The sequence below is a fragment of the Halobaculum rarum genome (assembly GCF_040025155.1).
Lineage (GTDB): Archaea > Halobacteriota > Halobacteria > Halobacteriales > Haloferacaceae > Halobaculum > Halobaculum rarum.
This window is the reverse complement of record NZ_CP157275.1, coordinates 1,550,742-1,562,774: the sequence shown is the minus strand read 5'-3', so window position 1 is coordinate 1,562,774 and position 12,033 is coordinate 1,550,742. Positions and strand designations below refer to the sequence as shown.

Below are 12,033 nucleotides of genomic sequence, written 5' to 3'. Positions count from 1 at the left end.
CGAAGCCACTAGGTAAGTTCAGGTCAGACCTTTCTCGGGGAACGACGACGGGTCGCTACGAGAACGAGACCCAGAACTATCCCAATGGGGAAAGTGAGGGGACCACCAAAGAATAGACTCGCACTCAACCAGGCCATCTGCTGGTGAAGTGGAGGAATTACTGTTACAGGAACATCACCCCGAATCACTGGAAGATGGAGCAAACCGGCCACGGGAAGATTCAACAAATGAGCCAACACAACAGTTAGGATCCCGAACAACACCCCGCGTGGATACGTTGGTTTCGCCGGTCGCTCGATAAGGAGCCACCAAAACAGCGGTGCAGAGATTGCTGCTGAAATACCGGCTGAGAGACCGAAAAACACGGCCCCAAGAAAACAGCTGATTCCCGCAAGAAGCATCCACATCTTCGATGAACGAGGGTACCAACCTGCAGAGAGGAACAGGACAGTCACGTGTGATCTCAGACTCCTGAACTAATTAGATAGTGTCCTACTACCGAGAAGTATTATACTTGCAGATCCACTTAGAGGCTGTTTCATCGGCTGAAGCTCAAAAATTTCGCGCACCCGCAGGGGGCGCTTCGCGTGGCGACCGCGATGCGGTCGCGGTGGTCTGTTGATGGGGTGGCCTTAGCCACACCCCTAAGCGGGAATAGAACCCCCCGGGTTCGGTTCGAGTGCGAAGAGCGGTCCTCGAGTCCGGCGATCGGCGCTCTAAAACTCCAAACGAAACGGGGGTATGGGCTGAATCGGCCCTAAATCAGCCGTTTTCGAGGGTTCCGAAGAGAGTGGTCACTACCCGTCGGCCCCCGCTCACCAGGAACCGACGGGGCGACTGCCGGCTATCCGCCGCGGAGCTCGAGGAGCTGAGCAGCGTCGATCGCCTGACGCTTCCGCCGGTCGGTCCGACGGAACAGAACGGTGGCGTGTTTGAACGCGGCCGGATCACGGCCGGCGTCGGTCCAATAGCGGAGTCCCTTCCGGAGTTCGGAGATCACCTCTGCGTAGCCGTACTTCCCGGCAGGATCGAACTCGCCGAGTCGGAGTTTCTTGACCGCCTGACCGCGAGAGTCCGTCTCACAGTCGTGCGCAGCGAGCCACGTCCGAAGCGCGCTGGTGGTCTCATCGAGCCCGCGTGTCGCCGAGAGTAACGCCTCACCGGTCGCTTCGGAGAGGCGACTACTCGCGTCGCGGAGTTCGGACACGGCTGAATGGAGCATCTCTGCGATGTGGTTAGATGCGAGGGCTACCTCGCCGTACTGGCGGTCAATCAGATCGTCCATGCGCCGGAGCGCCCGCCGGACCGAACCGACGTGGCGGCCGTGTTCTTCAGCGATGTCGGCAGCGCTCGAGGTACCGCCGTCCGCGAGGAGATACTCGATAACCTCTCCCTCGACGGGAGAGACACCGCCGGTTTTCGCTAGCTCACGGATGACGACGTGTTCTTGCTCGGATTCGAGTTCGGCGAGATTCAGTTTCGGCGGTTCGACATGCTCGCCGATCGTCGCCGGGAAGTACGGGTCCGGCTGGTAGGGAGGTGAGCCGTCGCCGCCCGGCGGATCGAGCGGGATGCCGGCTTCCCTGAGCACCGAGTGAACCGCTTCGTCTAGCTCGCGTTCTAGGCGAGCGAGATCGTCATCGGTGACACCAAGCGATCCATCCCAGCGGTTCACCTGATAGGACGCGCCGACCTTCGGATGTCGGAGCGGATTATCCTCGTCGAGCGACTCCGCATGACGGACTCGGTAGTGCTTGATCTCCTTCGGGAGTTCGTGATTCGGCCACGCTTCGGAGACGCGCCCTGGACCGAGCGTGACGGTGTGGTAGTAGCCGGGAACGTCGTTGCCTTCGCCGTCCGTGTCGTTCTGAACGACCTTCCGGTAGCCGCTCCGGTCGTTCTCGAGTAGGTGGCCGAGTTTCGCGATCGGTCCATCTCTCGCGTGGACGGGACCGCTGGAGTCCTCGAGGAGCCGGACGTAGCGTTCGGCGTCGCGGACGGTACTCGAGTTGTCGGGCTTGGTGAAGTAGTCGGGATTCAGGTCAAGAGCTCGAGCGGCGGCACGAAGGAGCGGGAGGTAGCGCGTCGGCCGGATGTTCGAGCCGGTGACATGGATATTCACTCCCTCGCGCATTCCTGGCGGGAGCGCTAGCTCTTGGGTCTCTCCGTCAGAACGTTCGACGCGCATCCCCTTCCAGCGGGGACGGAGGTGCGCGTTGAACGACTGCTGGCCGGGCTCATCCTCGTCGCCGCGACGCATGACCTTGACCCGGAACTCGCGGACGGTATCTAGGTCCCACTCGGTGCCGGTCGGGAGTCGGACACCGGGATGCTGAATCCCGGAACTCTGGTAGTAGAGCTTCGCGAGCCACGTCTCGCCGTCGTGGGAGAACTCGATTTTGCGCGAGCCACCGCTTGCGCGGACAACGGCGTGTGCGGCGAAGTAGGGATCGAGCCCGCCGGAGAAGTTGAGTTGCATGGCGAACTCGTGCCATGCCGGCGTGACGGCTCTCACTCGTCCACCCCCTCGATCGCCGCGTGAACCTCGGCGTCGGTGGATTCAGCCGCAGGGTGTAGTATTCGATCGCCGGTCGCGACGTTGTAGAGGCGCGACGCACGTACGAACGACTTCACCAAGCACCACCACCGGGATTTGTTCTGGAAACTGCCAGACGTAACGGGGGCGCGGTAGCGGGGCTACTGGTATCGAGATTCTGACCCCCCAACACCGAATCGGTATTAACAGAATATAGCCGTTTCAGACACTCATGCCTGTCTTTGGGATTAGTGTCGAAACGAAGGGTGAGGTAGCGGGCGACGAGGGATTTGAACCCCCGACCTCTTGGTCCGGAACCAAGCGTTCTGTCCGCTGAACTAGCCGCCCTCACACCCCAGTATCGCGGCCCGGCGAATAAGCCTTCGGAACCGTCACGACCCCGCGACAGGCGAGACACGAGGCTGTCAGGGGCGGAATCGGCGACGTGGAAAAGTGGGTCGGCGAGAAAGCGGGCGCAGTAGGCTACGGTGCTTTACCGGTCTCGATCGTGAAGTCGCCGCGGGGGTACGCGACGCAGGTGAGGGTGTACCCCTCGTCGAGTTCGGCGTCGTCGAGCATCTGCTGGTTGTCGTGTTCGACGTAGTCCTCGGCGTTGCCGCCGGAGGTGATCTGTCCGGCACACGAGACGCACTGGCCCTGCCGGCAGGCGTACGGGAGATCCCAGCCGTGTTCTTCTCCCTGATCGAGGATCGGCTCGTTGTTGGCGAGCTCGATCGTCTCGCCCTCCTTCACGAACTCGACCTCGAAGTGCTCGATCTCGTCCTCCGGGATGTCGCCGGGACCGGCGTCGTCCTCGCTGGCCGCGCCTTCCTCCAGTTCGCCCTCCTCGCCGGCCTCGACCGCGCCCGCGGGGGCGCTTCCGCCCCCGATGGCGCGGCTCCCCGGCTCGGGGAACTCCGTCTCCTCGACGGTGGAGGCCCGCCGCTCGATGACCTCCTCGGAGATGTCCGCGGTGGCCTCCCAGCCGGTGCCGCGGGCGACGTGCAGCGCGACGAAGACCAACATGAGGCCCGCGCCGAACCCGATAGCCACGGGGTCTACCATGATCCCGGCTTGGAAGCGGGGGGTAACAAGGGTTGTGATCATCCACCGGCGGCGAGAACGGAGCGATCCCTCGACGGCGAACGTGTTCGGCGGGTCTTACTCGCCCGTCCGCGGTACCTCGTGGCGGCCGAAGCCGTACCGCAGCCGGCTGGCGAGGCGGCGGCCGAACCGCTCCTCGCGGGAGTCGAAGCGCTCGGCGAGCGCCTGATAGATGAGCGGCACGGGAACCTCCTGTTCGAGCGCCTCCTGGACGGTCCAGGTTCCGGTCGAGCCGCCCTCGATGCGGTCGGCCACATCGCCCAGGTCGTTGCCTTCCTCGCGGAACGCCTCCTCGCACAGTTCGAGCAGCCACGAGCGGATGACCGCGCCGTTGTTCCACGTCCGCGCGACCGCCTCCAGATCGAGGTCGTAGCGGCCGTGATGGAGCAGCTCGAACCCTTCCCCGTACGTCTGCATGAGCGCGTACTCGACGCCGTTGTGAACCATCTTCACGTAGTGACCCGACCCGGCCGGGCCCATCCGATCGTGGCCGTCGGGGCCGGTGGCGACGGCGTCGAAGACCGGTGTCAGCTCCTCGTAGGCCCACTCGGGGCCGCCGACCATCAGCGAGAAGCCCAACTCGGCGCCGGCGGGGCCCCCGGAGGTGCCGCAGTCGAGGTACGCCGCGGCGGTCGCCTCCGCGCGGCGGACGGAGTCCTCGAAGTAGGAGTTACCGCCGTCGACGACCACGTCGTCGCCCGTGAGGTGCGGTTCGAGTTCGTCGAGCGTGGCGTCCACCGGGTCGCCGGCGGGCACCATCAGCCAGATGCGCGCGCCGTCATCCCCGCCGTTGTCGTCCTCACGGGTCGCTCCGCTCCCCGTTCGGTTCGAGGGCTCGCCGTGCTCGCCCTCGCTGAGTCGTTCGTACAGATCGTCGACGGAGTCCGCCGGTTCGGCGCCGGCCTCCGCGGCAGCGGCGGTCGCCTCCGCCGAGAGGTCGAACGCGACCACGTCGTGGCCGGCGTCGAGGACCCGGTCGACGACGATCTGTCCCATCCGACCCAGCCCGATCACGCCGAGTTGCATGCTCATACCGGCGCGTCGACGAGGCGCGGCGTAGGCGTTGCGATGTGCGGGAGGGGCATCGCGGCGTGCAGCGTCACGGCGTGTGGAGGCGACAGCGCAGCCAACGGGATCGCAGCCAGGCCGCCCGGAAGCGCCGGACTTACGCGCTCGCCCGTCGCACCCGCCGACATGGACGATCGAGTGCGCGAGCACGCCGAGGTACTCGTCGACTGGAGCGCCCGCGTCGAGGCGGGCGACCAGGTCGTGATGGACGTCGCCGAGGGTGCCCACGACCTCGCGGTCGCGGTGGCCGCGGAACTGGGGAAACGGGACGCGACGCTGCTGACGACGTACGGGTCCGGCGAGGTGGGCCGTGCGTTCCTCCGCGCCGGCGACGACGACCGCGAGTTCGCCCACAGCGAGCCGGAGCTGGCGATGCTGGAGGCGGCGGACGTGTACCTCCGCATCGGCGGCGGACGAAACACCACGGCGCTGGCGGACGTGGACGGCGACCGCCGGCAAGCGGCACGGAAGGCGACCACGGCGACCCGCGAGGCACGGATGGACACCGACTGGGTCTCCACCGTTCACCCGACGCGATCGCTGGCCCAGCAGGCAGGGATGGCCCACGAAGAGTATCAGGACTTCGTGTACGACGCTGTCCTCCGCGACTGGGAGTCGCTCGCCGAGGAGATGGCGAACATGAAGGAGATCCTCGACGCGGGGTCGGAGGTCCGCATCGAGAAGGAGCGAACCGACCTCACGATGTCTATCGAGGGGCGGACCGCGGTCAACTCCGCCGCCAGCGTCGCGTACGACTCCCATAACCTCCCATCCGGCGAGGTGTTCACCGCCCCGCACGCCACGGAGGGCGAGGTGTTCTTCGACGTGCCGATGACCATCGACGCCACGCGCGTGAAGGACGTGTCGCTCACGTTCGAGGACGGCGAGGTGGTCGACTTCGCGGCCGAGCAGGGCGAGGAGGCCATCGCGGACGTGCTCGACACCGACGACGGCGCCCGACGCCTGGGCGAACTCGGGATCGGGATGAACCGCGGCATCGACCGCTTCACCGACTCGATCCTGTTCGACGAGAAGATGGGCGACACGGTCCACCTCGCGCTGGGGCGCGCGTACGACTCGTGTCTCCCTGAAGGAGAGTCGGGGAACGACTCGGCGGTCCACGTCGACATGATCACGGACATGGCCGAGGACTCGCGGATGCTCGTCGACGGCGAGGTCGTGCAGCGGAACGGGACGTTCCGGTGGGAGGACGGGTTCGGATCGGCCTGATCCGGGATCGGTCGAGAGTCGACCGGGAATCGGCCGGAAGGCGACCGGCAGTCGGCCGGCGGTCGACCTGAAGCCGGATCGGGACCCGTTCGTATCGCCGTCACTGCTCCTGCGTCGGCGTCGTGAACGGAACGATCGCCGCCGTCCGGCGGGTGACCGTCGCCGTCCGGAGGATGTACGTGAAGAGCAGGACGAGCGGGAACAGCCCAACGGCGACGACCGCCGGCACGAGGTACTCCAGGACGCCGCGAGTGACGGTCGTTCCTCCGGGGCCGGTGAAGAGTAACAACGTCGCGGAGATGGCCGACACCGACAGAAGTCCCGTATAGAGGAGCACCTTCGAGAGGGACGCGAGCTCCTCCTGGAGGTAGATCGTCTTGAAGTACTGCCGAGCGATGTCCATGTTCTGGAGGTTCGCGATGAGGTCCTCGCGCCACTCGTTCAGGTATCGGGGGAAGTCGTCCGTCTCCCGGTCGAGCCGGCGGAGCCGGTTGATCTCGCGGGCATAGTTCGTGCTCAGCGTCGTCGAGAGGACGTTGAACATCGAGGGGTCCGACTCGCTGAGCAGCCGGACGACCTCGTCGATGTTCTCGGTGATCTCCTCGACGATATTGTCGATCTCCTCGTCGACCGCCTCGCCGGCCTCCGTGGTCGAGAGCCCGCCGAGCTGCTGGGCCTTCCGGCGGGTGTTTTCGGTGAGGAGCCGGAGGAACCCCAGCGGCTCGGCCGGCGCGACCGTCCGGGCGGAGTCCTCGACGTCTTGGCGGTAGTCGATCGCCCCCTCGATCTGCTGGCGGAGCTGGTCCGGCGTCATCAGTTGGCGCCCCAAGAGCAGCTGGTTGATCGACACGACGACCGTGATCAGCGTGAGGTTGCCCGATATCAGCGAGCCGTAGATGTAAAAGATCGGCTGGAGGTCCGTCAACGGGGTGAACCCGGAGCGGCTCACCGCGGCCAGGAACGCGAACAGCGCCGCCGCGATCACCACGGCGAGTACGGTCCGGGAACCGTCGAGCAGCACCCACCGCCGCCACCAGTCGAGCGAGAGGACGTCGTCGTCGGCGTCGAGCCTCCCGAAGTCGAAGCGCATTCGGATCGGTCGGACGGGCGCCGTATCAATAGCCACCGGGCCGTTTCCGCCACCGCTGAAATCGCCGCCGACGGCGATTCGTCGGGCGTGGCCGCCAGGCGACCGGCGACGTGGCCGCAGTCGGGCGGTGGCAGGCGCCGGCGCTGCTCGGGGCAGGCGTTCCGTCGGGCTCGACACCGTCGCGCTTAACACCCGCGCGCCGTCACGGACACGCAGCCATGGAGCCGCGCCACGCCCGCTACCCCTTCTTCGCGTCGGCCCGTGAGGCCGTCCGCGAGTCGGGCGTCGACCTCGCCGCGCTCGTCGCCGACGGCGACCCCGCCGTCGATCGCGGGCGCGAGCGGGTCGAGCGCGCGCTCACCGAGGGCACCGTCGAGGCGGCGGAGCCGCGCGAGTGGGACACACGCGACGAGCTGCTCTCGTACCCCATCGCGCGGATCCTCGTCTCGCTGCTCGACTCCCGCGCGGCCGTCGAGAAGTACGCCGAGGCAGAGGCGGCCACCGCCTACCGTCGCTTCACCGAGGACCTCCAGCGCGCCCGCGACGACGGCGCCCGCCGCGAGCCCGCTCGAATCGACCAGCCGGCCCTGCTCCGGGAGTTCGACCTCGACGGCGCCGTCCGCGTCGAGGAGCCCAAACCCGGACAGGTCGAGGGGAAGTGGCTCTGGCTCGGCGTCGGCGCGTACCTCTCGTACGTCGACCCCGGCTGGGGCGACGACTGGCGGCTCGTCAACCGCGAACTCGTCGACGGCGAGGTGCGCACCGAGCGCGAGGAGCTGTACCGTCTGCTCCGGGAGGCCGTCGAGGACCGCGTCGCCGAGGGGCTCCCGTTCGAGGGCGTCGGCGACGAACTGGCGGACGAACTGGAAGCCGAGATAAGCGACCTGCGCGACCTGCTCGCGGATCGGAGCGTGGCCGCCGACCTCGACGTTGTCGCGCCCGAGTACTTCCCGCCGTGCATCGGGAAACTGCTCGGCCGGGCCCAGGGCGGCGACGACCTCGACCCGTACGAGCGCTTCTCGCTGCTCGCGTTCCTCGCGGGGCTCAACCTCGACGCGGAGGAGGCCGTCGCGCTGTCGGGGCTGGATCCCGATCTCGTCGCCGACCGATTCGCGTACCTCCGCGACGACTCCGGCGCGCAGTATCCGCCGCCGTCGTGCCGGACGCTCGGGGAGTACGGGATCTGCGAGAACGAGCACAACCACCGCAGCGTCGCGCCGCACCCGCTCGAGTACTACAGCCGGAAGCTCCGCGAGGCCGACGAGGTCGTCGACTGGCGCGACAGGGAACGAACGGACGCCGGCGACGCCGCGGCCTGAGCGGTACCGGCTCGTGGTGCGAACACGGGTGAAAGCGGGAGGCGGTGCGGACCGCGTCGCTACTCCCGCCGGTCGAGGAGGACACCGGCCGCGGCCATCAGCGCGACGAACAGCCCGATCGCGGCGACGAAGTAGTACGCGCCGACGCTCGAGAGGTCGTGTCCGTCGGTGTACTGGAACCCGATAGCGATCAGAAGGGCGATAAAGACGACGACTGCGCCGACGGAGACGGCGATCATGCGGCGCATCTCGGCGTCGATTTCCATGCACCGCCGTATCCGTGGACCCGGCAAAAGGGCTTCGAAGCGTTCGTCAGGCGCCGGATCCCGCGAACCGTCCGCGAAGCACCGACCGAGCCCTTAGGTTCGCTCGACGCGTAGTTTCACTGACCAATGACACCCCCACTCACCACCGGCGAGCAGCCGGACCGGAGCCACGACGGAGACCGGTACGTCGGCGGCCACAGGGGCCACAGAACGCGCGGACGGAGTATCCTCCCCGAGGACGTGCCGGACGCGCCGGACGGACCCGATGGACCCGACCGGCCGGGCGGTCCGAACGGCGCCGACGCCGCCGCCGATCCCCGCGACTCCGGGCGGACCGCCCGCGCCAGAACGGAGCCGATGGCGGTGTACGCCCTCCGCGACGACGACCGGTACCTCGTCGACACCGAGGGCGGCACCTACGTGGTCGACCTCGGGAGCGACACCTGCACCTGCCCGGACCACGCGATCCGGGGGAGCCGCTGCAAGCACCTCCGGCGCGTCGACATGGAGGTCGGGATCGGCCGCGTGCCGGCTCCCGGCGAGCGCGTCGCCGCCTGCGCCGTCTGCGGGGACGGCGTGTTCGTTCCCGCCCGCGAGACGGGCACGTTCCTCTGTGGCGACCACCGCCCCGCCGTCGGCTCGTTCGTCCGCGATCGCGAGACCGACAAGCTGCTGGTCGTCACGGGCGTCACGACCGACCGCGCGGACGAGTACGCGACCGAGGAGGGGACGCTGATCGCCGACTACGAGACCAACGCCGACTACGGGAATCACGAGCCGGTAATCGAGGCGGTGTACGCCGGCAACGCCCCCGCCAGCCCCGGCCCGCTGGACGTGTCCGGACGCAAGCGCTACGGCTTCCCGGCCTCGCGGCTCCGCCGGCTCGACCCCGCGGAGCGGCCGGAGACGCCCGTGATCGGCATGTAAACGACGCGGAGTGGCAACTGAAATCGGGAGCTACAACATCTCCTCGGCTTCCTCCGTCGAGAGAACGCCCTGCTCGACGGCGTTGAGCACCTCGCTCACGCTGGTGTCGGATTCGGTGTCCTCGCTGGCGGCCAGCAGGTCGTCGATCGTCTCGCCGTCGTCGAGCGCCGTCTCCTTCTTCACCCGGTAGTTCCCGCCGTCGGTGACGTAGAGGTCGCCCGGATGGAAGAAGTACCAGTCCTCGCGGTCGAAGCGTACCCCGATCTTCGGCGAGGCGCCGAAGTTTCGCGAGAAGTAGATGAGCGCCTCCACCTCCTCGCCGCGGAGGTAGATCGGGTCACCCGAGGAGGACTTCGCCTCGACCGCGTAGAACACCCGGCCGTCGCCCGCGAGCACGTCCGGCAGCTCGCGGTCCGTGGAGGAGCCGCTGGCGGGCGCGCGCATCACCGCGAAGCCGGCGTCGTGGAGCCTGTTGACGAGTTCGCGCTCCCGGCGGTCGCCCTTCGGGTTGCCCGGCATGGGAGAAGGTGAACCGCTGCCGGGCATAACCCACACGGTCGCGCGGGACCCCGGAGTGTAAGTGAACGCCGGCGGCGGAGCGCGACGCGGCGCGGCGGCGCTCGCGGATCGTCAGTCCCGCCGTGCGATCACCGACTCGCCCGCACGAACCGCCTCTCCCCGGCTCACACGGACGTCCTCGGCGGTGTAGCCGGTTGGAAGCACCACGTCGGCCCGCGAGCCGAACGCGATGTAGCCGATCCGTTCGCCCCGTGTGACCGAATCTCCATGCGAAACGTAGGGGGTGATCCGGCGGGCGAACCACCCCGCGATGAGCGCGCCGTCGACGCCCCCGGCGTCGCCGTCCAGCTCGGCGGCCGGTCCGCCGTCCGGCTCGGCGGAAGCTCCGTCGTCCGCGGCGTCGTCCGCCCCGTCGACTTCCTCCCGCAGCGTGTACTCGAACCGTTCGTTGCGCTCGGACTCCTTGGCGAACGCCGGCCGGTGGGCGGCGCCGCGGTGGTCCAGGCGCGTCACGGCGCCAGCGGCGGGCGCACGACAGACGTGCACGTCGAACGGGCTCATGAACACGCCGACGCGGACGCGGTCGCCGTCCTCGCGGATCACCGAGACGTGGCCGTCGGCGGGGGCGAGGACACCCTCGCCCGCGGGCTCGCGCTCGGGGTCGCGGTAGAAGTACGCCGAGAAGGCCCCGACACCCAGCAGAAGCAGCCCCAGCGGCGGCACGAGGAGCAGGAACGGGACCGCGAGCGCGAACGGAGCGAGCACGCGACGTTCGCTCCCGGGGGCGAGGTCGGGGAGTGGGCCCGGAAGCGAGCGCGGTTCGGTCGGAGTCCCCGCGCTCATGCGTCGACGGGGTCGCGGACGGTCGCCTCGGTCGTCGTCCGACCCGCTCCCCACGCCGCGAGCAGGTGGGTAAGGTGAATGCGGTCGTCGCTCCCCTCGACGAGGTCGAGGTCGACCTCGCCCGCGAGGGTGTGGAGGCGCGCGACCGCCTCGGGGGAGGCCTCGGACTTCGAGCGTGCGACGCGGAGGATCTCCCGCAGGAGGTCGCCGCCCTCGTACCCCTCGTCGTGCAGGAGGTCGTCGAGCGTCGAGCGTGCCTCCTTCAGGTCGCCAGCCTGCGCGGCCGACAGCGCCGAGAGGACTTCCTCGTCGGTACCGACCTCGCCGAGCGTCTCGTATGCGGCCGACATCGTCACCTCGTCGTGTTCGACGGCGGCCGTCTGCGCCGAGAGGATCGCCTTCCGGAGGTCGCCCGCGGCCGCGCTGGCCACGAACTCCAGCCCGTCATCGTCGTGGGCAACGCCCTCGGTCTCGCAGATCCTGCGGAGGACCTCGATCGTCTCGTCGGTCGCCGGCGCGCGCACGGGCACCGGGAAACACCGCGAGCGGATCGGCGGGATGAGCTTCGCGGGCTGGCGCGTCGTGATGACGAACTGCGTCGTGCGGTGGTACTGCTCCATCACGCGGCGCAGCGCCTGCTGGAAGTCCTCGCGGATCGCCTCGGCGTTGTCCAACAGGACCGTCTTGTACGTGCCCGACATCGGCGCGTTCGCCGAAGACTCCTTCAACACGCGGTTGATCATGTCGCGTTTGGCCATCCGGCTGCGTCCCTCCAGGAACGAGGCGAACCGGGGGTCCTCGCGGATCTCCTTTTTGGTCCGTCCGAAGAAGTCCGCGACGTTGATCTCGATGAGGTCGTTGTCGGGGTCGTCGTGGGCCGCCTCCGCGAGCGCGCGCACCGCGGCGGTCTTCCCCGACCCCGTCGGACCCTGAAGCACGAGATTCATCGGCTCGTCCACCGCCCGCGAGAGGCGCTCACGAACGTCCTCCTGCGGGAGGTCGGCGAGCGCGGGGGCGTGCGTGTCCGTCCACAGCGGGGCGTCCATTACCCCACGGTAGCGGTCCGGGCGGCTTGAACCCTGTCGTTGGCGAGGGCGAGGCTTCCGGGCAGGGTCCGACTGGGGCGACGGC

General features: G+C 68.2%; 11 protein-coding genes and 1 tRNA gene. 3 read left to right on the top strand and 9 right to left on the bottom strand.

The genetic code is table 11. The features are described 5' to 3' along the window. Nucleotides 1–844 precede the first annotated feature (844 nt). From ABJD39_RS08190 to ABJD39_RS08175, 4 genes are all read right to left on the bottom strand, one after another. Nucleotides 845–2,479: a MarR family transcriptional regulator gene (locus ABJD39_RS08190; protein WP_348606919.1), complete on the bottom strand. Its 1,635-nt coding sequence runs from the start codon at nt 2,477–2,479 to the stop codon at nt 845–847. Nucleotides 2,480–2,811: 332 nt separating this feature from the next. Next, a tRNA-Arg gene (locus ABJD39_RS08185) sits at nt 2,812–2,884 on the bottom strand. Nucleotides 2,885–3,019: 135 nt separating this feature from the next. Continuing rightward, nucleotides 3,020–3,601 carry a 2Fe-2S iron-sulfur cluster-binding protein gene (locus ABJD39_RS08180; RefSeq protein WP_431357838.1) on the bottom strand — a complete coding sequence of 194 codons (582 nt, stop codon included), beginning with the start codon at nt 3,599–3,601 and terminating at the stop codon, nt 3,020–3,022. Between the two features lie 96 nt (nt 3,602–3,697). After that, entirely contained in the window at nt 3,698–4,666 is a 969-nt protein-coding gene (locus tag ABJD39_RS08175; protein ID WP_348613616.1) for a decarboxylating 6-phosphogluconate dehydrogenase, read from the bottom strand. 168 nt (nt 4,667–4,834) lie between these two features. Here ABJD39_RS08175 and ABJD39_RS08170 point away from each other — a divergent pair, with 168 nt between their 5' ends. Beyond that, nucleotides 4,835–5,938, top strand: coding sequence for an aminopeptidase (locus tag ABJD39_RS08170; RefSeq protein WP_348606916.1), 1,104 nt, complete (start codon nt 4,835–4,837; stop codon nt 5,936–5,938). 100 nt (nt 5,939–6,038) lie between these two features. Here ABJD39_RS08170 and ABJD39_RS08165 read toward each other — a convergent pair whose 3' ends face one another. Next, a complete protein-coding gene (locus tag ABJD39_RS08165; RefSeq protein WP_348606914.1) occupies nt 6,039–7,064 on the bottom strand; it encodes a hypothetical protein in 1,026 nt (341 codons plus the stop codon). A gap of 182 nt (nt 7,065–7,246) precedes the next feature. Between ABJD39_RS08165 and ABJD39_RS08160 the strand changes: the two genes are divergently transcribed. After that, nucleotides 7,247–8,347, top strand: a complete 1,101-nt coding sequence (locus ABJD39_RS08160; protein WP_348606912.1) for a DNA primase — start codon at nt 7,247–7,249, stop codon at nt 8,345–8,347. Nucleotides 8,348–8,406: 59 nt separating this feature from the next. Here the strand turns inward: ABJD39_RS08160 and ABJD39_RS08155 are convergent, their stop codons facing one another. Continuing rightward, complete coding sequence (locus tag ABJD39_RS08155; RefSeq protein WP_348606910.1) at nt 8,407–8,613, bottom strand: DUF7472 family protein; 207 nt, start codon at nt 8,611–8,613, stop codon at nt 8,407–8,409. Nucleotides 8,614–8,739: 126 nt separating this feature from the next. Here ABJD39_RS08155 and ABJD39_RS08150 point away from each other — a divergent pair, with 126 nt between their 5' ends. Continuing rightward, entirely contained in the window at nt 8,740–9,540 is an 801-nt protein-coding gene (locus ABJD39_RS08150) for an SWIM zinc finger family protein (protein ID WP_348606908.1), read from the top strand. Between the two features lie 30 nt (nt 9,541–9,570). On the opposite strand, the gene hjc is transcribed toward ABJD39_RS08150, so the two are convergent. The 3 genes from hjc to ABJD39_RS08135 all read right to left on the bottom strand — a co-directional run bounded on the left by hjc (nt 9,571) and on the right by ABJD39_RS08135 (nt 11,948). Further along, nucleotides 9,571–10,059 (bottom strand): Holliday junction resolvase Hjc, encoded by a 489-nt coding sequence (hjc, locus tag ABJD39_RS08145; RefSeq protein WP_348606905.1) that lies wholly within the window; start codon nt 10,057–10,059, stop codon nt 9,571–9,573. A gap of 111 nt (nt 10,060–10,170) precedes the next feature. Beyond that, nucleotides 10,171–10,902 carry a protein sorting system archaetidylserine decarboxylase gene (locus tag ABJD39_RS08140; protein ID WP_348606902.1) on the bottom strand — a complete coding sequence of 244 codons (732 nt, stop codon included), beginning with the start codon at nt 10,900–10,902 and terminating at the stop codon, nt 10,171–10,173. Beyond that, a complete protein-coding gene (locus ABJD39_RS08135) occupies nt 10,899–11,948 on the bottom strand; it encodes an AAA family ATPase (RefSeq protein ID WP_348606899.1) in 1,050 nt (349 codons plus the stop codon). Before ABJD39_RS08135 ends, ABJD39_RS08140 begins: the two co-directional genes overlap by 4 nt. Nucleotides 11,949–12,033: the final 85 nt, after the last annotated feature.